Genomic DNA, 23,637 nt, shown 5'->3' on the forward strand with positions numbered 1-23,637 from the left:
GGTCAGCACCGAGGTCCGCCCCGACGGCAGCTGGAGCATCAGCCGCGGCTTCGGACCGTCGAAGTACAACGCCGCGGTGTTCGTCCAGACCGGCGGACCGGGCGCCGACCAGATCATCCCCTTCCCGCTCGACGGCACCCGCTGAGACAGACCCACACCGACCGACGGGCCCCGAGACACCTCGGGGCCCGTCGCCGTGTCAGCAGCAGGTCGTCTCCCCGTTGACACGAGGAAACCTAAATATTAGTATATTTCACTGGTACGTCGGCAGGGAGCTGATGGTGCCGACCCGAGACGCGAGGAGTCCCATGACCCGCACACCCACCACCCGCCGCGATGCGACGATCGGTCCGCGACGATGAAGATCCTGTTGATCACCCAGTTCTTCGACCCCGAGCCGACCCTCAAGGGCATGGCCTTCGCCCGCGAACTGACCCGTCGGGGCCACGACGTCCAGGTGCTGACCGGCTTCCCCAACTACCCGAGTGGTCGCCTCTATCCGGGGTGGCGGCAGCGTCCGTTCGCCCGCGAGTCCGTCGACGGCATCACGGTGACCCGCGTCCCGCTCTACCCCAGTCATGACGACTCCGCCGCCCGCCGAGCCCTGAACTACGCATCTTTCGTCGCGAGCGCATCGCTCGCGGCCCTGCTCGTCGATCGACCCGACGTGGCCTACGTCTACAACCCCACGGCCGGCATCGCCGCCTGGGCGCTCAAACATCTGAGGGGCGTGCCGTTCGTGCTCGACGTCCAAGACCTCTGGCCCGAAACCGTGACCAGCAGTGGCATGATGCGCAACCGAGTGCTCGTGCGCGTCCTCGGAGCGATGACCGCTCGGGTCACCGCCGCCGCAGAGCACGTGGTGACCCTGTCCCCGGGAATGACCCGCGTGGTGGCCGAACGATCGCGACGCCCCGAAGCCGTCTCGACGATCCCCAACTGGGCCCACGAGCCCTCCCCGGCGGAACCTGCGGCCCCGGCCCCCCTGGCCCCGGCCGCCCCGGCCGGCCGGGCCGGCCGGTTCGTGGCGACCTTCGCGGGCAACGTCGGCCCCGCCCAGGGCGTCGACACCCTCCTCGACGCCGCCGCCCTGCTGTCGGACGCACCCGGCGTCACCATCCGCGTGGTCGGCGACGGCCTCGACGCCGACCGCCTGCGGCGCCGCGCCCAGGTCGAGCGACTGTCCAACGTCGAGTTCACGGACCGCGTGTCCGTCGAGGAAGCCGCGAGGATGCAGCAGTCCTCCGACGCCCTGATCGTGCACCTCACCGACGATCCCCTCTACCACATCACGGTCCCGTCGAAGACCCAGGCCTGCCTGATGGCCGGACGCCCCGTCGTGATGGCCGTCCACGGGGACGCGGCCGAGCTCGTACGACGAGCGGGCGCGGGTCCGGTCGTGCCCCCCTCCGACCCCGGACGACTGGCCGACGCCCTTCGCGACCTCGCCCGGCTGGACCCCCACGAGAGAGAGCTCCTCGGAGCGGCGGGACGCCGCTTCTACGACGCCGAGCTCTCCCTCCGGAGAGGCGTCGACCGGTTCGAGTCGATCCTCGAGCGAGCAGCGTGCGCCCGTCCGCGACTCGACGCCCTCAAGCGGATGGCCGACCTGGTCGCCGCGGTCGTCGGGCTCGCCCTGAGCGCGCCCGTCCTCGCCGTGGTCTCCGCTGCGGTCGCGGTCGATCTCGGTCGGCCCGTGCTCTTCCGCCAGGAGCGCCTCGGGCGCGACGGTCGGATCTTCCGCCTGGTCAAGTTCCGCTCGATGAGCGACGAACGGGGGGCCGACGGCGAGCTGCTGCCCGATGAACGACGAGTCACCCGACTCGGCGCCTTCCTGCGCGTCTCCAGCCTCGACGAGGTGCCGAGTCTCGTGAACGTCCTGCGGGGCGACATGTCCCTGGTCGGACCTCGTCCGACCCTGCCCCGCTACTCGGGCTGGTTCACCGACGTCGAGCGCCACCGCTTCCGGGCCCGACCGGGGGCATCGGGCCTGGCGCAGGTCTCGGGACGCCACACCTCGTCATGGGACGAGCGCCTCGCCTTCGACGTGCACTACGTCCGCCACCCGTCCCTTCGCGCCGAGCTCAGCATCGTGGCGCGGACCATCTCGACGGTGCTGAGGAGGTCCGATGCCGTCGCGGTCGACGCGGTGAGCCGGGCGCACCTCGACCACGAACGGGCGGCGACCCCTCCTCAGCCCTCGTGACGAGACTCCGGACGGATGGACGCCGTCCGGCACGCAGCAGCGGGACACTCTCGCGAAGTATATATTTATATCCACTCTTGCCGGATGATGTCTGAAATGCAAGAATAGTTCATGTCCGAGAGGGCAGCCCGAGCACGGTCTCCGTGCGACTTCGAGGAGAAGAACATGGATCTGCGCGACTACGCCCGACTGGCTCGACGCTCGTGGTGGATCGTCCTGATCGCCTCCGCGGTCGGAGCCGGCATCGCCCTGGCGATCTCGTCCGTCGTGACCCCGCGATACGTGTCGACCGCCCAGCTCTACGTGGTCGTCCGCGCCTCGGGCGACGCCACCACCGGTGACGTGGTCCAGGGCAGCACCGCCGCCCAGCAGAAGGTCCTCTCGTACGTGGACATCGCGAGCTCGAGCCGGGTCCTCGGGCCCGTCATCGACGAACTCGGACTCGACGTCTCGTCGCGCGAACTCGCCGAGTCCGTGACGGCGACGTCGCCCGAGGACACCGCACTCGTCGTCATCGAGGCCGCTGACCCCTCGGCAGAGCAGTCCGCACGCATCGCCGACGCCATCGCCACGACCCTGAGCCGGGTCGTCGACTCGATCGAGAACGTCGAGACCGCCGGCGTCGTGAGACTCGAGCTGGTGCAAGGGGCCGACACCCCCGATTCGCCCGAATCACCCCGGCCCGTCGTCAACACCGCCCTGGGCGCCCTGCTCGGGAGCGTGGCGGGCCTGGGGCTCGCCGTCCTGCGCTCGACCCTCGACACCCGCATCCGCACCGCGGCCGCAGCCGAGGCCGCGTCAGGAGCCCCGGCCATGGCCGCGATCACCTACGACCCCGACATCCAGCGTCGACCCCTCATCGTGCACAGCGACCCGCACGACCACCGGGCCGAGGCGTTCCGCACGCTGCGCACGAACCTCCGGTTCGCCTCGGTGGGCGGACACCTGACGACCCTCGTCATCACCTCTCCCAGCCAGGGCGAGGGCAAGACCACCGTCGCGTGCAACCTCGCCATCGCCCTCGCCGACAGCGGCGCGCGGGTCGTCCTGGTCGACGCCGACGTCCGTCGCCCCCAGGTCGCCGATCGAATGGGTCTCGAAGGCGCGGCCGGTCTGACCGACGTGTTGATCGGTCGCGCCGAGGTCGACGACGTCCTCCAGCCCTGGGGTCGTGACCGACTCATGGTCCTGCCCGCCGGCGCCATCCCCCCCAACCCCAGCGAGTTGCTGGGTTCGCAGGGCATGTCGACCCTGCTCACCGACCTCGCCCACGAATTCGACCACGTCGTGATCGACGCCGCACCGATCCTCCCGGTCACCGACGCGGCCGTCGTGAGCACGGTGGCCGACGGGGCCTTGATGGTCATCGCGGCCTCCCGGACGCAGATCTCCGACGCCACCGCCGCCCGCGCGGCCCTCGACCGCGTCGGCGGTCGCGTGGTGGGCGTCGTGCTCAGCATGGTGCCGACCAAGGGTGCCGACGCCTACGCCGCCAACAACTCCTACTACCGCGCCGAGTCCCGACACGAGACGGGCGCGAGCAGCCCCTCGGGGCGCTGACGTGTCAGCAACCCACGACGAACGACCATCAACGACCAACCGGCAGCAGCCGAGCACGGGAGACGCCATGACCACCACGACGCACCACCGCACGCCGACCGGGCCCGACGGGCCCGGTCCACTCGGCGGCCACGCCGGCCGCCGTGTCCTCGTGACCGGTGGCACGGGTTCCTTCGGCCGCACCGTCACGCGCCGACTCCTCGACGGCGACGTCGCCGAGGTCCGCATCTTCAGCCGCGACGAGGCCAAACAGGACGCCCTGCGCCACGAGCTGTCCGACCCTCGGGTGCGGTTCTACGTCGGTGACGTGCGCGACTTCGAGAGCGTGCGCCGCGCCTCCCGGAACGTCGACCACGTCTTCCACGCCGCCGCCCTGAAGCAGGTGCCGTCATGCGAGTTCTTCCCGCTCGAGGCGGTCAAGACCAACGTGCTGGGCAGCGAGAACGTCGTCCGCGCGTCCGAGGAGAACGGCGTGACGTCGCTGGTCTGCCTCAGCACCGACAAGGCCGTGTACCCGGTCAACGCCATGGGCATGACCAAGGCCATGATGGAGAAGGTCGCGCGGTCCCACGGGTTGAACGACATGAAGGCCACGACGACCGTGTCGTGCGTGCGCTACGGCAACGTGATGTACAGCCGCGGGTCCGTCATCCCGCTGTTCATCTCGCAGATCAAGGCCGGCACGCAGCTGTCGGTGACCAACCCCCACATGACCCGCTTCATGATGTCGCTCGCCGACAGCGTCGACCTGGTCGAGCACGCCTTCGGGCACGCCGAACAGGGCGACCTCTTCATCCGCAAGGCCCCGTCGTGCACGATCGGTGATCTCGCCGTGGCCCTGCAGTCGCTCTTCGGCGTCGACCGCCCGCTCAAGGTGATCGGCAGTCGTCACGCCGAGAAGATTTCGGAAGCTCTCGCCACACGTGACGAGCTGGCCCGCGCCGAAGAGCACGGCGAGTACTTCCGCATCCCCGCCGACGGCCGCGACCTCAACTACGGCGAGTACGCCGACGACGGCGACCACACCGTCGACGCGGCCCGGGACTACGACTCGCACACGGTCGAGCGGCTCGACGTCGCCGCGGTCCGACGCATGCTGTTGCAGCTTCCCGAGGTGCGGCGCGAGCTCTCGCGGGCCGGCCTCGGCGAGGGGGCGGCCGCCTGATGGACGTCATGACTGGCGCCGGCGGGTTCCTCGGCTGGCACGTCCGCGCGCTCGCGCACCTCCGCGGACACGACGAAGCCCGCCGCATCCGACTCGGGCGGGACGCCGACCCCGCCTCGATCGCCACGGCCGTCGAGGGGGCCGACCGGGTCCTGCACCTCGCGGGCGTGAGCAGGGCGAGCGACGACGACCTGCGCGACGGCAACGTCCTCTTCGCCGAACAACTCGCCCGGGCCGTCACGACGTCCGACCGCCCGCCGGCCACGATCGTCTACGCGAACTCCATCCAGTCGGGCGCGGCCACCGCGTACGGCCAGGGCAAGGAGCGAGCCCTCGAGGTCCTCCAGGTCGCCGCCGACGCGGTGGGTGCCGACCTGGTCGACCTGCGGCTGCCGAACGTCTTCGGCGAGCACGGACGGCCGCAGTACAACAGCTGCGTGGCGACGTTCTGCGACGACCTGACGTCGGGCCGAGAACCACGACTCCACGTCGACATCCGTCGTGGCTTCGTCTCGGCTCAGACCTCCGCGGAGTTCGTCCTCGGCGAGCGCCCCGCCTCCGAGCTCGCCTCGGCGGCGCGCTGGCGGCTGGTCTCCGAGGTCATGAGCGAGCTGATCGAGATCGATCGCGAGTACTCGGGTGTCGCCGTGCCCGCGCTCGACGGGGGCTGGCGACGAGATCTCGTCAACGCCTATCGGTCGTTCTCGTTCGCCCGACGGCCCGTGATCGACCTCGACGGTCACGTCGACGACCGCGGCGCGTTCCACGAGATCGTCCGATCTGACGTGGGGGGCGGGCAGACGTCGTACTCGACCACCGTCCCCGGTGTCACGCGGGGCCAGCACGTCCACCGCCGGAAGGTCGAGCGCTTCTGCGTCGTCGGCGGTGACGCCGTGATCAGGCTCCGTCGACTGCTGACCGGAGAGGTCGTCGAGATCCCCGTGTCCGGCGACCACCCGGTCGCGGTCGACATCCCGACGTTGTGGGCGCACTCGATCGTCGCCGTCGGCGACCGGCCCGTACAGACCATCTTCTGGGTCGACGAACCCTTCGACCCCGCCCGACCCGACACCTACCAGGAGGACGTATGACCCGCCCGCTCAAAGTGATGACGATCGTCGGCACCCGCCCCGAGGTCATCCGACTCGCCGCCGTCATCCGACGGTTCGACGACCACGTCGACCACGTGCTCGTGCACACCGGCCAGAACCACGACCACACCCTGAACCAGGTCTTCTTCGACGACCTGGGCCTGCGTGCTCCGGACCACGTGCTCGACATCGACACGTCGTCGCTCGGCCGCGTGCTCGGCACCGTCCTGATCGAGACCGAGCGGGTGCTGCTCGCCGAGGCGCCCGACGCCGTGGTGGTGCTCGGCGACACGAACAGCTGCGTCGCCGCCGTCGTCGCGAAGCGCATGCGCATCCCCGTGTTCCACCTCGAGGCCGGCAACCGTTCGTTCGACGAGAACGTGCCCGAGGAGACCAACCGCCGGCTGGTCGACCACGTGGCCGACTACGCCCTGGTCTACACCGAGCACGCCCGCCGCAACCTGCTGGCCGAGGGCATCCACCCGTCGCGCATCCTGCTGACCGGCTCGCCCATGCGCGAGGTGCTCGACTCGGCGGCCGACGGCATCGCCTCGAGCGACGTCCTGGCCCGCGAGGGTCTCGAGCCGGGGCGTTACGTGCTGGTCAGCCTGCACCGCGAGGAGAACGTCGACGACGCCGAACGGCTGACCGACTCGCTGGACGCGCTGGTGCACCTCGCTCGCCATCTCGACCTCCCCGTGCTCGTCTCGACGCATCCCCGCACCCGTCGCCGGCTCGACGAGCTCGGGGGCGTCGACACGACCGGGCTGGTCTTCCACGAACCGTTCGGGTTCCACGACTACAACGCCCTGCAGCGATCGGCCGCCGTCGTAGTCTCCGACAGCGGCACCATCAGCGAGGAGGCGTCGATCCTCGGGTTCGCCGCCGTCACCGTGCGCGACCGGATCGAACGCCCCGAGGCCCTCGACTCGGGGGCGATCATCACGTCCACCCTGGGACGACACGCGTTGGTCGAGGCGGTGGGCTACGCGATGGCCCGGGTCCGTGACGGTCATCGTCCCGCCGCTCCGGACGAGTACCGGATCGACGACACCTCTCACCGGGTCGTCTCGTTCGTGCTCGGCACCGCCCGGAGCCACCACGGCCGTCTCGGCCTCCGCCCGCCCGTCCGATGACGACCGCCCGCGCCCGCCGCACGAGCTCGCTCGGCGCGTTGCTCGCCGCCGGCGGCGCGGTCGCCACGGCGCGCGCGACGTCCCTGTTGCTCGCCGCCGTGCAGATCCCCCTCGTCGCCCGGCTGCTGCCCGCCGATGAGTTCTCCATCGTGCCGGCATCCGTCCAGCTCGCGGGCCTGGTCGGTCTGCTCGTCGCCGACCCGGCCGTCCTGGCGTTCCAGCGGCGCCCAGGGGCCGCGGACGACCGCCGCCACTACCGGTGGGCGGTCCGGTGGACGATCCTCGGTCTCACCCTGGGGGCCGTGGCGCTCGTCGTCGCGGGCGCCGCCTCGGGACTGCTCGAGTTGGCCGTCGGCGTCGCAGGGTGGACCCTCGGCATGACCGTCAACCGCCTCTCGGCAGTCGCCTGGCTCATGTGGGGTCGGGAGTGGCGGTACACCGCTGCCCTGCTGGCCAGCACGGCCACGCGCACCGCCGTGCTGCTCGGCACCCTCGTGGCCGGGTGGTCGGCGCCCCTCGCCGTGGCGTCGGCGGGCGCGGCCTCCGCGGTGGTCGCGATCGTCGCCGCGCCGCGACGACGTCCCGCGGACGACGCCGAACCGTCGGCATCGGCCGGCGGCGATGACGTGACCCCCGACGTGCACCGCCCGACGCTGCGGCTCGGAGCAGGCCTGGCCGTCGGCCAACTGGGCATCCAGGTGCAGTCCGTCGCGCCCCTCCTCGTCGCGACCGCCCTGCTCGGCACGGCGGCGACCGGTGCGCTCGGCGCCGCGACGCAGGTCGCCGCCGTGGTCGCCGCCTCTCTCAACCTGGGCACGACGCTGGCGTACCCGCGTCTGCGCCGGACGTGGGATTCAGGAGGCGCGGGTGCGGTCCTGACCGTCGCGCGCCTCCTCGTCGGGGGGTGCTTCGCCGTCGGGGCCTGGGCCGTCGTGACGTTGTGCCTCGGTGATCTGGCCCTGCTGCGCCGGGCCCTGCCCTCCGGCCTGGTGGACGGCCGCCTCGTGGTGGCCGTCACGGTCGGCGTCTGCCTGTCGTCGATCGGCCTCGTCTCGTCGTGGCTGCACCAGTTCCGACTGCACACGGCCCTGATCGCCCGACGATCCCTGTTCACCGCCGGCGTGGCCGTCGGACTCGTCGCCGTCGGAACACTCGTCGGTGGCGTGACCGGTGCCACCGCGGGTGCCGTCGTGGGACTCTCGGTGTACGCGACCTCGATGATCGTCGGCAGCGGACTGCTCGGCCCGGGCTCTCTCGCCTCCGTCGTCGGCCTGACCGCCACGGGCCTGGGCGTGATCGTCGCGGGCGACGAGTCCTGGACCCTCGTCGCCACCGGTGCCGCGGTACTCGCCCTGGCAGGTACGGCACGGCTCGTGCTGCAGGTCCGACGGCTCGTCTCGCGCGACGGGGTGCCTCTTCTCGGCGGCACGACATGAGGGCCCTGAGAGGAACGACGAGCGAGAGCGTCCTCGTGACGCTCGGGCTCCTGGCGCTGGTCGCGACGCTGACCCCACTCGGCGAGAGCACGGTCGCCGCCCTGGGCGTGCGGGTCGTCGGCGTCGCACTCGTCGTGGTGGCCGCGGCGCGGACGCGCGCGCCTCGACGCGGCGACGTGGCCTGGCTCGGAGGCCTGATGGCCTCGATCGCCCTCTACGTCGTCGTGGGCACCTTCTTCCACGGCCAATGGGTCGACGGGATCGTCACCCTCGCCTCGCTCGTGGTCGTCACCTCGGCTCTGCTGTTCGCCCTGCGGCGTCTCGATCCGGCGGTGTTCCTCACCGCCTGCCGTCGGGTCCTCACGGCGAGCGTCCTGGTCTCGCTCGCCCTGGGCGTGCTGACGCCCGACACCGCACTCGAGATGGGCAGGCTCCGGGGTGCGTTCGAGAACGCGAACTCCACGGGTTTCGTGGCGCTGGCCCTCGGCACGCTGACCCTGCTGCGCCCGCTGGGCGCGTTCTCGACGGTGGTCGCCGTGGGTGGCGTCGCCGCGGCCCTGGCCTGGAGCGCCAGTCGCACGAGCGCCCTCGCGCTGCTGATCGTCGTCGTGATCGTCCTCATCGCGCGACGATCGGCGACCCTCGTGCTCGTCGCGTTCGTGGTCGCCGTCGGCGTGCTGTGCCTCTGGGCGTGGCAGCCCGAGGTGCAGACCGTGCTCGACGGTCTCCTGCGTGGCACCGACTCCCGCTCGGCGACGACCGACCTCGCCGTGGAGGTCTTCCGCCGCCGGCCCGAGATCGGCATCGGCATCGGCAACGAGCACGGCACCCATGTGAGCAGCCCGATCATGGCGTTCGTCCACGCCGGCCTCGCGGGTTCGATCGCGTTCGCCGGGATGGCGGCGGCCTTCGTGCTCCCGGCCGGCAGAGGCGGGTGGAGCTCGTGGACCGTCACGCTCGCGCTGCTCGTCCACAGCACCGGCGAGTCCTGGCTGCTGAGTCCGATCAGCCCGATGCTGCTCGTCTCCCTCTGCGTCTGGCGCGGGGTCGTCGGGACCGACCCGGTGCTGCGTCGACGCGACCCCGAGCCGCCCGTGCCGGACCTCGCCCCGTCGACCGCCCTCTGTCTCGTCCCGTCCGCCCCCTCCCGTTCGAAGGTGACCTCATGACCCCCCTCTTCGCCGTCTTCGCACCGCACTTCCCGCCAGCCTCGGCCGGGGGCGGGCCGATCCGCAGCCTGGACGCCCAGACGGCCAGCATCCCCGACGGCACGAGGGTGTTGGTCCTCACCCGCGACCGGGACGTCGGCTCGATGACGCGCCTCGACGTCCCCTCGGGCGAGTGGACCCGTCACGGCGACGTGCCCGTGTTCTTCGCCGACACGACGTCGGTGCCCGCCCTTCTGCGAGCCTTCGCGGCGGTCCGAGCCCGGCGTCCGGACTACGTGTGCCTGAACACGTTCTTCGGCGTGGCCCTGTCGCTCGCCCCGCGGCTGCTCGGTCGCGTCGGCTGGTGGCGTGGAGCGCGCATCGTGATCGCGCCCCGGGGTGAGTTCGGCAGCTGGGCCCTGGGCTCGAAGGCCGCGAAGAAGAAGGCCTTCATCGCCGCCTTCCGACTGCTCGGTCTGCACCGTGGCGTCATCTGGCACGCCGCCACGCCCGACGAAGCCGACGACATCCGCGCCGTCTGGGGCCCCACCGCCCAGGTCGTCGTCGACACCCCTCGGTCCCCGCTGCCGGCGACCGCCCGACGAACGGCACCGGCGCCGGCACCGGTTCTGAGAGCGGTCAGCTACGGCCGCCTCACCCACCTCAAGGGCCTCGACCTGGTGCTGAGAGGGCTGGCCGGACTGCCCACGGGCACCCGGCTGCACCTCGACGTGGTCGGCCCGCCCGAGGACGCCGCGTTCGTCTCCGAGTGCCGACGGTTGGCCGCCGACCTGCCCGCGGGCATCACGGTCGCCTTCACCGGGCTGCTCGACCACCACGACGTCCAGACGGCACTGTCCCGGTACGACGTCGCGTTCATGGGCACCCTCGGCGAATCGTTCGGGCACGCGTTGGCCGAGGTGCTGTCGGTCGGCTGCCCCCTGCTCGTCGCCGACACGACCCCGTGGACGAGCGCGATCGCGGGAGGCGCGGGCCTGGTGGTCCCGGACGTCACCGCGGACGCGTGGGCGGCCACGATCGCGCGGTTCGTCGCCCTCGACGAGGACGCGCGCCTCGCCCTCCGCGAAGGAGCCGCCGACGCGTTCGAGCGGGCACAGGACGATGCCGCCCCGCATCTGTTCGAGCGCGTCCTCGCCGCGGACCGGCACCGCTGAGGCATCGGGGCCACTCGCCCCCTCTCGCTCGCGTTCCCGTTCCCGTTCCGCACGACGGCGGCGCGCTGCCGGACGGCGAGACGCCGGGTCGCGAGGGGTCGGGTCGCGCGATGTCCGACGGCGAGACGTCGAGCAGTTCGACGTCGGCCGGTCGCCAGCCGACACGGAGGTCACTCGATGGCGGGCTCCGGCGCAGGAGGCGCGGTGAGGTAGTCGCCGAGGGTGTCGTCCTGCAGGGCCTCGCGCAGCGGATAGAGCGCCTCGACGTCGAGCTGGACGTACGACTGCCCGTCGGCGGCGACGCCTCCACCCGCCGTGGGCAGGGTGAAGGTCTGCACCGCCGACGGTGACAGCGACCGGGAGCCCCACCCGATCTCGACCAGACGACCGAAGGTGAGTCCGGGGTCGACCGAGAGGTGCTCGGTGACGGCTCCGACGAAGTCCGACACGGTGGCCGGTGAGCTGAGCGTGCCCCGGTCGACGACGCCGTCGATCAGACCCCGCATGAACGCCTGCTGGTTGCGCACCCGCTGGTGGTCGGCGTCGGCGAACGGGTGACGGGCCCGGACGAAGTCGAGGGCCTGCCGCCCGTCGAGGTGGTTCGGGCCGGCGACGAAGTCGTGCCCCTTGACCGTGAACGCCTTCTCGGAGACGACGTCGACCCCGCCGAGGGCGTCGGTCATGGCCTGGAACCCGGCGAAGTCGATCTCGGCCACGTGGTCGACCCGCACCTGCAGCAGTTGTTCGACGGTCTGCACCGTCAGGGGGACGCCACCCCAGCTGTAGGCGGCGTTGATCTTCGCCATGCCGTGACCGGGCACGTCGACCCAGCTGTCCCGCATGATCGACATGACGTACGCGGCCCGGCGGTCGGCGGGGAGGTGCACGAGCATCATCGAGTCGGAGCGACCCGCGGCCCCGGCCTCGCGGGTGTCGGAGCCGAGCAGGAGGACGTTCAACGCCCCGGTCTCGTCGGCCACCGGGCGATCGACCTCGGCGGGGAAGGCCTGCTCGATGGTCGTCGTCCGGTCGCCGTAGGTCGAGGCGATGTGCCCCAGGTAGCCCGCGACGAACAACGCGCCGACGGTCGGCAGCCCCACGACGACACCGGTGATCCAGGCCGTGACCGCGATCCACCGGCGACGTCGGCGGCGCTGAGTCGCGCCCGACTCGACCTGCTCACGCTGGCGCAGTTCACGCCGCGACCGGGGCTCGCCGAGACCGAGCGTCGCGAGACCGTCGTCGGGGTCGACCCCGTCGACCGGGGTCGGGCCCGAGCGCGTGACGGGGGCGGAGGCGGAGGGCGTCCCGAGCACGCGGTGGGTCGTGGTCGGGTCGCGGTCGTCGCCGGACGACGGGCTTTTCTCGGGCATGGAATCCTCTTGATCATGAATGATTCCTCACATCATATTTCGCATGTCGTAGAACCTCAAGGTGTCGCCCCTCCCCCCACGGGGTCCGTCCTCAGGACGACGACAACGACGGTGCCGATCCGTAGGCTGTGCGGGTGAGCACCCTCGACGACGACTACGACCTCCGCACGTCCGCGGCCGCGCTCGACACCGACGGGACGGACGTGGCCGATCCGGCGGCCGCCGCCGATCCCGCCACCGCCGCCACCGACGCCGACGCCGACGACGCGACTCCCCGCGCAGACGCCGCGACCGCGGCGTGGATCGGTGCCGAATCGATGGGCTTCCACGGCGCCGTCGACGACACCGCCGCCCTGGGTCGTTCCGCGCGCCGCCTCGTCGCCGACGGCCGACGCCTGACCGGCGTCCACCGTCGTGACCCGAACCCCGGCTCGCTCGACGAGCTGGGCTGGCCCGTGGCCACCTTCGCCTCGTTCGACAAGACCCTGCACGTCGGCGGCGGGCGCCTGATCGAGGCCGACCTGATCGCCGGGGTCACCGTGCAGCCGACCCACCGCCGCCGGGGCATCCTGCGCCGCATGATCACCGACGACCTCGCGCGGGCCAAGGCGGCCGGCACCGCCGTGGCGGCCCTGACCGCGAGCGAGGGCACCATCTACCGTCGCTTCGGCTTCGGGGTCGGCGTGCGCGAGCGCACGATCGAGGTCGACGCGCGTCGTGCGGGTGGTCTGCTGAGCGAGCCCGAGGGCAGCACCGAGCTGGTGACGACGGCGTCCCTGGCCGAGGTCGCCCCCGAGGTCTTCGCGCGGTTCCACGTCCGCAGCCCCGGCTCGATCGACCGCCACGAAGGCGCCTGGGACCACGCGCTCGGCCGCGAGCGCGCGGACGGCACGCCCGACCCGGCCGTCCGGGCCGCGGTGCACCGTGACGCGACCGGCACCGTCGACGGCTACGTCACGTACCGGGTCGAGTCGGTGGGCGGCGGCGAGGGCGCCACGGGCACGCAGACCCTCGTGGTCGTCGACCTCGTGGCCGCCTCGGACGACGCCTACCTCGGCCTCTGGCAGCTGCTGCTCGCGGTCGACCTGGTCTCGACGATCCGGTACCCGAACGCCCCGCAGCACGACCCGCTGCCCCATGCACTCGTCGACGGCCGTGCCCTGACCGTCCGCCACGACGAAGACCACGTCTGGTTCCGCATCCTCGACCCCGTCACGGCCCTGCAGGCACGCCCCTGGGCGGCGGACGGCGTCGTCACCATCGCGATCGGCGACTCCCTGGGGCACGCCGCCGGCACGTACCGCGTCACGAGCGAGGCCGGCGAGGCGACGGTGAAGAAGGCGGCCGTCCGCCGGGCCGACCTCGAACTCGACGTGGCCACGCTCGGCTCACTCTGGCTCGGCGGCTTCGACCCGGTCACGCTGGCCGCCGCGGGGCTCGTCCGCGAGCGTCGCAAGGGGGCCGTGCAGAAGCTCCGCGCGATGCTGCTGCCCGAGCGGCCCCTGCACGGCATCACGTACTTCTAGGCGCGGCATCGGCCACGGCGCCGGTGGGACCTACGCCCGAGCCAACCCGTTCGCGCGCGCGACCTCGCCGTACCAGCGGGCGCTCGGCTTGGGCGTGCGCTCGAAGGTCTCGCGGTCCCACCCGATCAGGCCGAACGTGGGGCGGAACCCACTGGCCCACTCGTAGTTGTCGAGCGCGCTCCAGTGCTGGTAGCCGAGCACCTCGATGCCCTCCTCGACGGCGTCGTGGACGTGCTCGAGCGCTCCCTGCGTGTAGGCGATGCGTCGAGTGTCGTCGGCGGTCGCGATGCCGTTCTCGGTGACCATGACGGGCACGTGGCCCGAGAGCTCCCAGGCGCTCCGGATGCCCTCGGCGGCGGCCGGCGGGTAGAACTCCCACCCCGTCAGCGTCGTCTCGAGCCCTTCGGCGACCGGACGCGGGCCCTCGGGCCCGACGAACGTCTGCGTGTAGGCCTGCACGCCGACGAAGTCGTCGCCCGCCGCCATCTCGCTGTACCAGTCGTCTCGGACGTAGCCGTACTCACGCGTCTTCTCGGCGGCACCCGGCTCGTCGACGGCCTTGAAGGCCTGGGTCGCGACGGTCCAGCCCGACTTGATCTGCGGCAGCTGCGACAACACCTCGCGGCTGCGCTTGTGCGACGCGAGCAGGGCGTCCGCGACCTCGAGGTCGGGGTTCGGCAGGCCGTAGGCGACGAGGTTCGAGGCGTCCTCTCCCCCGGCCAGCATGGCGGCGATGTTCGGCTCGTTGATGGTGCACACGTACCGGACGCCCTCCGCGACGACCGGCAGCGCGAGCTCGGTGTAGCGGGCGAACAGGTCGGCGGCGTCGGGCGCGCGCCAGAAGCCGTCGCGCTCGAACCAGCGGGGCACGGTGAAGTGCATCAGCGTGACGATCGGCTCGATGCCGAACTCGTGGCAGGTCTCGACCATGCGGCGGTAGTGCGCGACCTGCGCCTTGCTGACCATGCCGCGCTCGGGCTCGATGCGGGCCCACTCGATGCTGAAGCGGTAGCTGTTCAGGCCGAGCTCGGCGAGCAGCCGGATGTCGTCGCGGAACCTGTTGTAGCTGTCGGCCGCGTCACCGCTCGGCTCGACGATGGTCGTGCCGGGGGCGTTCTCGTGCACCCACCAGTTGCTGTTGACGTTGTTGCCCTCGATCTGGTGGGCGGCGGTGGCGGCTCCCCACAGGAAGCCGTCGGGGAAGGTCAGCACAGGGTGGTTCCTTTCGGGTGGAGCGAGGGAGATGTCAGGAGGCGCGGTGCGACCGGCGCGGGTTCGGCACCGCGTCGAGCAGCGTCACCGTGTAGGGGTCGGTCGGCCGCTGCAGCACCTCGGCCGTGTGCCCCCGCTCGACCACGGCACCGTGGTTGAGCACCATGATGTCGTCGGTGATCAGCCGGGCACTGAGCAGGTCGTGGGTGATGTAGAGCATCGACACGCCCCACTGTTCGCGGAGGTCCTCGAGCAGCGCCAGCACGCCGGCCCGCAGCGAGACGTCGAGCATCGAGACCGGCTCGTCGGCGATGATCACCTGCGGGTCGCTCGCGAGCGCCCGGGCGATCACGACGCGTTGTCGCTGACCACCCGACAGCTGGTGCGGCAGCTTCGCCGCGAACTGCTCGACCGGCGTCAGACCGACCGTCTCGAGCAGCTCGAGCACCCGACGCCGCGCCTCCTGGCCGGTCAGGCCGGTGTAGTTCACGACCGGGCGCGTCAGCGTGTACTCGACCGTGTGCAGCGGGTTCAGCGCGGCGTACGGGTCCTGGAAGACCATCTGCACGTCGCTGCGGAAGCTGCGGAGCGCGCGTCCCCGGAGCTTCGTCACGTCGGTGTCGCCGAACGAGACGCTGCCGCTGGTCGGCTTCTCGACGCCGGTGACGAGCTTGGCGATCGTGCTCTTGCCCGAGCCGCTCTGCCCGACGAGGGCGAGCGACTGACCCGGTTCGAGCGTGAACGACACGTCGCGGACGGCGCGCACGGGGTCGTCGCCCCGCCGAGGAGGCGCGTAGGTCTTGGTCACACCGTTCACGGTGATCGCGTGCTGCGCCGTGCGCTGGCCGCGCGTGGCGACGGTCGGCACCGAGGTCGTCGTGTCGACGCGGCGGTCGCCCCGGGCCCGACGGACCGAACGGTCCTCGAAGCCGGGCAGCGAGACGACCTCGGCGCGCGGGTCGGCGTAGTGCGACAGCAGCATCTTCGTGTAGTCGTCCTGCGGGTCGGCGAGCACGTCGGCCGAGCGGCCGTCCTCGACGATGCGTCCCTCGTGCATCACGAGCACGCGCTGCGCCGACTCGAGCACGATGCCGAGGTCGTGGCTGATCAGCACGGCCGTGAAGCCCTCGCTCTGCTGCAGCGAGATGATCGTGTCCATCACGGCGTGCTGCACGAGCACGTCGAGGGCGGTGGTCGGCTCGTCGAAGACCATCAGCTGCGGCTCGAGCGACAGGGCGAGGGCGATCGAGACGCGCTGGCGCATGCCGCCGGACAGCTCTCCCGGGAACCGCGCGAGGACGCCCGGGTCGAGTTCGACCTTGGCGACCAGCTCGGCGGCGCGGGCGTGCCAGCGGTCGCGCGGCACGTGGCCGTGGGCCTTGAACACGTCGACGAAGTGGTTGCGGATCGTGCGCACCGGGTTCAGCGCGTTCATTCCCGACTGCAGCACCATCGCGAAGCCACCCTGTCGCTGCTGACGCAGCGCCTCGGTGTCGAGGTCGCGGACGTCGGCGCCGTCGAACCAGATGCTGCCGCCGTTGGTCCGCGCCGGTGGCTTCTGCAACCGGGTCAGTGCGTAGCCGAGCGTCGACTTGCCCGAGCCGGATTCGCCGACCAGGCCGACGAACTCGCCCCGCTTCAGCCGGAACGACACGTGGTCGACGGCCTGCACCGGCTCCGCGCCGGCGCTCTCGTAGACGACGCTGAGGTCGCGGACGTCGAGCAACACGTCGTCGGAGGACGAGGGCGAGGGCGAGGAGGTGGTGGGCTGGTCGGTGAGGTCCGTGGCGGTCACTTGCGCGCCTCCTTCTTCTGCTTCGCGCCTTCGCGAAGTCGGGGGTTGCCGACGGCGTCGACGCCGAAGTTGATCAGGGTCAGGCTCATCGCCAGCAGGGCGATGCAGAGGCCGGGCGCGAAGAGCAGGATCCACTGGCCGGTGAGCAGGGCATTCGAGTTCTGTGCCCAGTAGAGGATCGTGCCCCAGCTGACGATCGACGAGTCGCCGAGCCCCAGGAACTCGAGGCCGGCCTCGGCGAGGATCGCACTGGTCGCGGCACCGAAGAACGAGCCGGTGATCAGCGAGGTCATGTTGGGCAGGATCTCGCGGAACACGATGCGTCCCGCGCTCTCGCCCGAGAACCGTGCCGCCGTGACGAAGTCGCGCGATCGCAGCGACTGCGTCTGGCTGCGCAGCACGCGCGCACCCCAGGCCCAGCCGGTGATGACGATCACCGCGAGGATCACGGTGATGCCGCCGTTCTGCAGGTAGGCCGCGATGACGATCATCAGGGGCAGACCCGGGATGACGAGGAACAGGTTCACGATGAACCCGACGACGTCGCCGCCGAAGCCCTTCATGTAGCCCCAGCTCAGCCCGATCGCGACGGCGACCAACGTCGACAGCACGCCGGCGACGACGCCGACGAAGACGCTGATGCGGGCGCCGTAGATCAGTTGGCTCAGGACGTCCTCACCGGCGGCCGTGGTGCCCATCCAGTGGGCCCAGCTCGCGTCGGCGTTGCGCTCGAAGCCGTTCTCGCTGCCGCCGTAGGGCGCGAGCAGCGGGGCGAAGATCGCGACGAAGACGAAGACGCCGAAGATGACGACGCCGATCTTCGCCTTGGGGTTCGACCAGATGGTCGCGGCCATGCGGCCGATGGTGAGCCAGCGACTGGGCGCCTTCTGCTCGGCGGGGCCGGTGGGAGGCGCGCCCTCGGGCAGGTGGACGGACACGGTGGAGGTCATCGGCGGGTCCTTGGGTCGAGCACGCCGTACAAGATGTCGACGAGGAAGTTGGCGACGAGCACGCTGACCGTGATCATCAGGAAGAGGGCCTGCATCAGCGGGTAGTCCTGGCCGATGACGGCGTTGAACAGCAGGTAGCCGATGCCGGGGTAGCCGAACACCTGCTCGACGAGGATCGAGCCACCGACCACGCCGCCCAGGGCGAGGCCGAAGCCGGTCAGGTTCGGCAGGATCGCGTTGCGGGCGGCGTAGCGCACGGCGACCGTGCGGCCCTTGAGCCCGTTGGCCTCGGCGAAGGTGACGTAGTCGTCGCCCAGCGTCGAGATCATCGCGTTGCGCATGCCGAGGATCCATCCGCCGAGACTCGTCAGCAGGATGGTGATGGCCGGCAGCACCGCGTGCTGCAGGGCGTCGCCCACGAAGGCCGGCGTGAACCCGGGCGTGGTCGTCGCGCCGTAGGCCCCCGTGGTCGGGAACCAGTGCAGCACGTAGCCGAGGAAGAACAGCAGCAGCAGGGCCGTCCAGAAGTACGGGAACGTGCTCATGAAGCTGCCCGACAGGGTGGGCAGCGAGTCGAGCCAGGTGCCGCGCTTCCACGCCGCGGCGACGCCGATCAGGGTGCCGAGCACGAAGGCGATGATCGTGCAGACCCCGACGAGGATCAGCGTGAACGGCAGGGCCTGGCCGACCAGGTGGCCGACCGTCTCGGGGAAGAACGTGTAGCTCGTGCCGAAGTCGAGACGCACGACCTGGCCGAGGTAGCTGACGTACTGCTGCAGCACGTTGCCGTCCGGCACGCCGAGCTGGGCCTCGATGGCGGCACGGGTCGCCGCGCTGACCGGACCGTTCAGCGACAACTTCGCGATCGCGGCGTCGGTCGGGCTGCCGGGCATCAGCCGCGGCAGGATGAAGTTCAGGGTGACCGCGGCCCACAGGGTGAGCACGAACAGGCCGAGTTTCTGGGCTGCGTACTTCACTGGTCGCCCTCTTTCTGGTCGACGCGCTTGAGCTTCGTGAAGATCAGCAGCGGTGCCTGGTCGTAGTTCTGCGGTGCCATGTACGGGTTCTCGGCGGTGGGCCAGCCGGTGAACTTCGAGTCGTTGAACAGACCCCAGAGCCCGCCGTAGTACAGGCCGATCACGGGCAACTGGTCGTAGACGACGTTCTGCAGCTGGTAGCTGTACTGCTTCTGCTGCTCGGGGTCGGTCGTGGCCTTCCAGTCGTCGAGCAGCTGGTCGACCGCCGGGTCGCTGAACCGCTCGTAGTTGGCCGCCGTGGTCTCGCCGACCGGGGTGGCGAACTGGCTGTTGAGCAGGTTGTTGTAGGCCTGGTAGACGTTTCCGTTGCCCATGCCACCCATCGCCATGTCGAACTCGCCGTTCGCGATGGCCGACTGGTAGCCGGCCGGCTGGGGAGCCTGGATCTGCACGTCGATGCCGATCGCGCCCAACTGGCTCCGCACCTCCTGCACGGCCCGCAGCCAGTCGGTGTAGCCGTTGGCGGTGAGGATCGTGATCTTCAACTGCGTGCCGTCGGGGCCGACCAGCTCGTCACCCTGCTGCGTGTAGCCCGACTCGGCGAAGGCCGCGAGGGCGCCGTCGACGTCCTGCTCGATCACGCCGGCGTTCGGGATCGACGGGTCGAGGTCGTCCTGCTGGTTGGGCAGGATGAGCCCGGTCTGGCCGGCCGGCTCGAGGTAGCCCTCGGTGGCCGACTCGGCGATCGGACCGCGGTCGAGCGCCAGGGCGATGCCGCGACGCACGTTGACGTCGTCGAAGGGTGCCTTGGTGAGGTTGGGCACGAGACCGATCACGCCGCCCGGCGGGAACCAGAACTGGTTGTCGGGGCTGGCGGCGCCCCAGGTGCCCTCGACGTCGCTGATGAACGAGTACGACCAGTCGTAACCGCGCGTGACGGTGTCGAGCTGGTTGTTCGTGGCGGGCAGGATCAGGTGGCCGATCTCGATCTTGTCCGCCTGCCAATACGACTCGTTCTTGTCCATCGAGTACTGCTGCGGCGAGTAGTTGCCGAGCGTGAACGGGCCGGTGCCGACCGGGTCGGGGTTGCGGAAGGTCGTGGGGTCGTCGACGTCCTTCCACAGGTGCTCGGGCACGATCGTCGTCTGGCCGATGATCTCCATCGCGGGGACGTCGTCGGTCTGCAGGTGGAAGACCACGTGGTCGCCCTGCTGCTCGATCGTGTCGATGTGCTGCCAGGCGCCCTTGAGGTCGAGCGACGGGTTCGCCTTGATCAGGTCGAACGTGTAGACCACGTCCGCCGGGGTCATCGGCGTGCCGTCGGACCACTCGACGCCGTCGCGGATCGTCATGTCGATCGTGCGCGCGTCGGGCAGGACGGTCTCGCTCGCGAGCCAGGGCGTGATCTCGCCGTCGAGCGGGTTGATCTCGAGCAGGGGCTCGTAGATCCAGGTCGAGGCGGTGCGCTTGTTCGTGAGGAACGGGTTGAAGTTGCGCTCGAACTGCGGGTTGCCCTTGTCGGCGTTGATCAGCATCGTGTCGGCCCCGATGCTGGGGTCGGGCTGGCTGCGGATCTGGATGCTGCAGCCGGTGGCCACGAGCACGGCGGCCGTGGCCGCTGCCAGGGCCGCGAGCGTGCGGAAGCGTCGGCGTGGGTGTCGCCGAGGGGGTGTCGCGTGCGTCATCGCCACGTTCTCTCATTCGTCGTCGAGGTGAGCTGGGCCCACTGTAAGCGCATACATCGCATGGGCGCAAGCAGGGGAACTCGAGAAGACGCGCCGACCTGCCGCTCGGGTCCGACCGTGAGCGTCACGTCATCGCCTCTCCGGGCCGCGAACCCCGGAGGACGAGGAGGCGCGAGGTCGTTCGACGCCGAGCCAACCGTCAGGGGACGCCCGGGCCCGCACGCCAGAATCGGCGTCGGGTGCCGGTCGCGGCGCCCCGCCGACCGGAGGGACCCGCATGGCCAGCACGACGCAGCTGCGAGCGCTCCGCGCCTCGCTGCCCGTGGTCGCCGAGCGGTCGCGCGACATCGCCGACGAGTTCTACCGCCGCCTGTTCGGCACCCGACCCGACCTGCTGCGCGACCAGTTCAACCGCGGCGACCTGGCGCAGGGGCGGCAGCAGCGCGAGCTCGCCCGGACGATCGTCGCGCTCGCGCAGGCCGTCCTCGACGCGGCCCCGGGGTCGACGCGCGGCGAGGGGGCCGACCGGCACCGCGCCTCCTCGGGGGGCCGACCGTCCGGCGGGGACGCCGCCCGCCAGGCCGGGGCGCCGACCCTCGCGCCGGCGACACCCGGTGAGATCGTCTCGCGATTGGCCCAGCGGCACGCGGCACTCGGCGTCACCCGCGACGAGTACGACCTGTTCGAGCGGCACCTCGGCGAGGCGTTCGCGGTCGCCCTCGGCCCGGACCTCACGGCCGACGTCGCCGACGCCTGGGCGGCCGTCTACCGTCAGGCCCGCGACGAGATGGTGGCGACGGTCGAGGCGATCTACCGGCAGGCCGACCTCGAGCCCGGTGACGAGTGGCGCGAGGCCCTCGTCACCGAACACCGCGTCGAGGCCGAGGACGTGGTCGCGCTCACCCTGGTCTCGGCCGACAGCGAGGCCCTGCCCCGGTACCGCGCCGGTCAGTTCGCGTCGGTGCAGGTGCGGCTGGCCGACGGGGCCCGGCAGATCCGGCAGTACAGCCTCCGCGGCGGTCACGACGAGCAGTGGCGGATCAGCGCCCGACTGCTGGTCGGCGAACCGCCCGCGCCCGACGGCGAGGTGTCGTCGCACCTGATGGGCGAGCTGCGGGTGGGCGACGTGGTGAGCGTCTCGCCCCCGATCGGGTCGCTGACCATCGACGACCTCGACGACGCCCCGCTGCTGTTCGTCTCGGCGGGCATCGGCTGCACGCCCGTGCTCGGCATGCTCGACCACCTGGCCCGGACCGAGCCCGACCGCGTCGTGACGGCGCTGCACTTCGAGCGCACGCCGGAGCGGCACGCGCACCGCGTCGAACTCGAGGCGCTGGTCGCGTCGATGCCGAACGCGACCCTGCGGGTCAGCTACACGCAGGGGTCGCTGTCGGCGCTCAGCGCGCTGGCCGAGGCGTCGATCGACGGGCCGGGCGTCTACCTCGACCCGATCGACCTGGCCCGGGTCGACCTGACCGCGTCGCACCGGGTGTTCCTGTGCGGACCGGTGCCGTTCATGGCGATCGCCCGGGCGGCCCTGATCGGCCACGGGGTCGACGCCGACCGCGTGCACTACTTCGTCTTCGGGCCCGACGACGGGAGCGTCACCGGCGCCGACACCGGGCAGGGCGGGCTCGGGTAGGACGGGCTCGGGCAGGGCGGGCTCGGGTAGGGCGGGCTCGGTAGGGGCTGACTCGGACAGGGCGGTTCTCAGAGCGCGGGGCAGCTCTCGCGCAGCAGCACCTCGACCGGCAGGGTGACCCGCTGCGGCGGCGCCCCGGGGTCGGTGAGTCGTCGGACGACCGTGCGGACGGCGATGCGGCCGAGTTCACCCATCGGCTGGCGCACCGTGGTGAGCCGGGGCCGGGAGAACCGGCCGGCGTCGATGCCGTCGAAACCCGTCACGAGCACGCGACCGGGCACGTCGACGCCCTGCTCGCCGAACACGTCGAGGACGCCGAGCGCCGACTGGTCGTTCGCGCAGAGGACGGCCCGGGGCAGGTCGCCGGTCTCGAGCAGCGCCGCTGCCGCACGACGACCGCCGGCGCGGGAGAACTCGCCCGGCTCGACCCGGACGGTGACGCGCGCCCCGGCGGCGCGGTGCGCCTCGACGGCCCGGTCGAACCCGGCGTGGCGGTCGAGTTCGTCGGGCGAGTCGGACGGCCCGGCGACGTAGGCGACGTCGTGCACGCCCCGCGTGCCCAGCACGAAGTCGGTCAGGGCGTGCATGCCGGCGACGTTGTCGACGCCGACGTGGTCGAGGTCGTCACCCGGCCTCGAGTCGGCGAGCACGACGACGGGGATGCGTCGCGAGACGTGCGCGAGCAGGTCGCCGGGCACCGTCTGGGCCAGCACCGCGAGCCCGTCGACCCGGCCCGCGATGTCGTTGACCATGACCTCGCGGCTCGACCCCCGGCCGGCGGCGACCATGAGGGCGAATCCCCGCCGCCAGGCCTCGACCTCGGCGCCGCGCAGCACTTCGTCGAAATAGAGGTTCGCCGGGTTCGACCCGTGGTCGGACGCAGGAGGCGCGGTGAGGCTCGTCGCACCGCGGCCCGGCTCGACGACGGTCGACGCCTCCACGCGCTCGCGGTCGTCGATCAGCGGGATGCGCGACGCGTCCGACACCCGAGCCCAGTCGGGTTCGGGGCCGTCGATGCCGTCGTGGCCCGGCAGGAAGAGCCCGAGCACGCCCGTGCGCCGCCCGGCGAGGCCGCGGGCCGCGCCGCTCGGCACGTAGCCGAGGGCACGCACCGACTCGAGCACCCGGCTGCGGGTCTCGGGGCGCACGTCGTCGGGACGGCGCAGCACCCTCGACACCGTCGCGATCGACACGTCGGCGTGGGCGGCCACGTCGTACACGGTCGGGGCCTTGGTCACGAGGGGTCCTCCAGGCGGGCGGCGGCGGGTCGCGGACCATCCTAGGTCGGTCGGCGTCCGAGACCGGGCCGCGGCTCCGGCCCCGGCCCGGCCCGGTGGCGTGACCGGCGGTGCGGTGCGGTGGTGCGGTGCGGCGCGGTCGTGTGGTGCGGACCACCGTCGGACGCCGTCGTCGAGGACGTCGGAGACGGACGTCGCCGGGCGCCGGTTGTCGGAGCCCGCGATGCCGGGCATACTCGGTATGCACGAGCGCCGCAGGGCGACGTCGCCACTCGATCACAGGAGGCCACGTGACGGCACGACCGGACGGCGGGGCGGCCGC

At 71.6% G+C, this 23,637-nt stretch carries 17 protein-coding genes; 10 read left to right on the forward strand and 7 right to left on the reverse strand.

Annotated elements, in window-relative coordinates; genetic code table 11:
• Positions 1 to 358: 358 nt before the first annotated feature.
• The 8 genes from ASE87_RS14495 (at position 359) to ASE87_RS16420 (ending at position 10,917) form a co-directional block, all read left to right on the forward strand.
• Positions 359 to 2,206, forward strand: coding sequence for a sugar transferase (locus ASE87_RS14495; RefSeq protein WP_200925489.1), 1,848 nt, complete (start codon positions 359 to 361; stop codon positions 2,204 to 2,206).
• A 165-nt stretch (positions 2,207 to 2,371) separates the two neighbouring features.
• A complete protein-coding gene (locus tag ASE87_RS14500) occupies positions 2,372 to 3,766 on the forward strand; it encodes a polysaccharide biosynthesis tyrosine autokinase (RefSeq protein WP_056229845.1) in 1,395 nt (464 codons plus the stop codon).
• Positions 3,767 to 3,833: 67 nt separating this feature from the next.
• On the forward strand, positions 3,834 to 4,931 hold the full coding sequence (locus ASE87_RS14505; RefSeq protein ID WP_082452698.1) for a polysaccharide biosynthesis protein: 1,098 nt from the start codon (positions 3,834 to 3,836) through the stop codon (positions 4,929 to 4,931).
• Positions 4,931 to 6,022, forward strand: a complete 1,092-nt coding sequence (locus ASE87_RS14510; protein ID WP_056229847.1) for an SDR family oxidoreductase — start codon at positions 4,931 to 4,933, stop codon at positions 6,020 to 6,022. The genes ASE87_RS14505 and ASE87_RS14510 overlap by 1 nt, the downstream gene beginning before the upstream one ends.
• Complete coding sequence (gene wecB / locus ASE87_RS14515) at positions 6,019 to 7,158, forward strand: non-hydrolyzing UDP-N-acetylglucosamine 2-epimerase (RefSeq protein WP_056229850.1); 1,140 nt, start codon at positions 6,019 to 6,021, stop codon at positions 7,156 to 7,158. Before ASE87_RS14510 ends, wecB begins: the two co-directional genes overlap by 4 nt.
• On the forward strand, positions 7,155 to 8,594 hold the full coding sequence (locus ASE87_RS14520; RefSeq protein WP_056229853.1) for a hypothetical protein: 1,440 nt from the start codon (positions 7,155 to 7,157) through the stop codon (positions 8,592 to 8,594). Before wecB ends, ASE87_RS14520 begins: the two co-directional genes overlap by 4 nt.
• Positions 8,591 to 9,763, forward strand: a complete 1,173-nt coding sequence (locus tag ASE87_RS16415) for a hypothetical protein (RefSeq protein ID WP_162235898.1) — start codon at positions 8,591 to 8,593, stop codon at positions 9,761 to 9,763. Before ASE87_RS14520 ends, ASE87_RS16415 begins: the two co-directional genes overlap by 4 nt.
• Positions 9,760 to 10,917, forward strand: a complete 1,158-nt coding sequence (locus tag ASE87_RS16420; protein WP_056229858.1) for a glycosyltransferase family 4 protein — start codon at positions 9,760 to 9,762, stop codon at positions 10,915 to 10,917. The genes ASE87_RS16415 and ASE87_RS16420 overlap by 4 nt, the downstream gene beginning before the upstream one ends.
• Positions 10,918 to 11,087: 170 nt before the next feature.
• On the opposite strand, the gene ASE87_RS14535 is transcribed toward ASE87_RS16420, so the two are convergent.
• Positions 11,088 to 12,290, reverse strand: a complete 1,203-nt coding sequence (locus ASE87_RS14535) for an LCP family protein (RefSeq protein WP_056229861.1) — start codon at positions 12,288 to 12,290, stop codon at positions 11,088 to 11,090.
• 134 nt (positions 12,291 to 12,424) lie between these two features.
• On the opposite strand from ASE87_RS14535, the gene ASE87_RS14540 reads away from it, so the two are divergent.
• Positions 12,425 to 13,816: a GNAT family N-acetyltransferase gene (locus ASE87_RS14540; RefSeq protein ID WP_056229863.1), complete on the forward strand. Its 1,392-nt coding sequence runs from the start codon at positions 12,425 to 12,427 to the stop codon at positions 13,814 to 13,816.
• A 30-nt stretch (positions 13,817 to 13,846) separates the two neighbouring features.
• On the opposite strand, the gene ASE87_RS14545 is transcribed toward ASE87_RS14540, so the two are convergent.
• From ASE87_RS14545 to ASE87_RS14565, 5 genes are all read right to left on the reverse strand, one after another.
• Positions 13,847 to 15,028 (reverse strand): glycoside hydrolase family 1 protein, encoded by a 1,182-nt coding sequence (locus ASE87_RS14545; protein ID WP_056229866.1) that lies wholly within the window; start codon positions 15,026 to 15,028, stop codon positions 13,847 to 13,849.
• 34 nt (positions 15,029 to 15,062) lie between these two features.
• Complete coding sequence (locus ASE87_RS14550; RefSeq protein ID WP_056230070.1) at positions 15,063 to 16,757, reverse strand: ABC transporter ATP-binding protein; 1,695 nt, start codon at positions 16,755 to 16,757, stop codon at positions 15,063 to 15,065.
• Positions 16,758 to 16,819: 62 nt separating this feature from the next.
• The gene (locus ASE87_RS14555; RefSeq protein WP_056229867.1) at positions 16,820 to 17,773 is read right to left on the reverse strand and encodes an ABC transporter permease; all 954 of its coding nucleotides are present in this window, start codon (positions 17,771 to 17,773) and stop codon (positions 16,820 to 16,822) included.
• Positions 17,770 to 18,750, reverse strand: a complete 981-nt coding sequence (locus ASE87_RS14560; RefSeq protein WP_043594062.1) for an ABC transporter permease — start codon at positions 18,748 to 18,750, stop codon at positions 17,770 to 17,772. Before ASE87_RS14560 ends, ASE87_RS14555 begins: the two co-directional genes overlap by 4 nt.
• Positions 18,747 to 20,435, reverse strand: coding sequence for an ABC transporter substrate-binding protein (locus ASE87_RS14565; protein WP_056230073.1), 1,689 nt, complete (start codon positions 20,433 to 20,435; stop codon positions 18,747 to 18,749). Before ASE87_RS14565 ends, ASE87_RS14560 begins: the two co-directional genes overlap by 4 nt.
• Before the next feature lie 277 nt (positions 20,436 to 20,712).
• Between ASE87_RS14565 and ASE87_RS14570 the strand changes: the two genes are divergently transcribed.
• On the forward strand, positions 20,713 to 22,077 hold the full coding sequence (locus tag ASE87_RS14570; protein ID WP_056229870.1) for a globin domain-containing protein: 1,365 nt from the start codon (positions 20,713 to 20,715) through the stop codon (positions 22,075 to 22,077).
• A gap of 68 nt (positions 22,078 to 22,145) precedes the next feature.
• Here ASE87_RS14570 and ASE87_RS14575 read toward each other — a convergent pair whose 3' ends face one another.
• Positions 22,146 to 23,315: a LacI family DNA-binding transcriptional regulator gene (locus ASE87_RS14575; protein WP_056230076.1), complete on the reverse strand. Its 1,170-nt coding sequence runs from the start codon at positions 23,313 to 23,315 to the stop codon at positions 22,146 to 22,148.
• Positions 23,316 to 23,637: the final 322 nt, after the last annotated feature.

The organism is Frigoribacterium sp. Leaf44 (genome assembly GCF_001421865.1).
GTDB lineage: Bacteria > Actinomycetota > Actinomycetes > Actinomycetales > Microbacteriaceae > Frigoribacterium.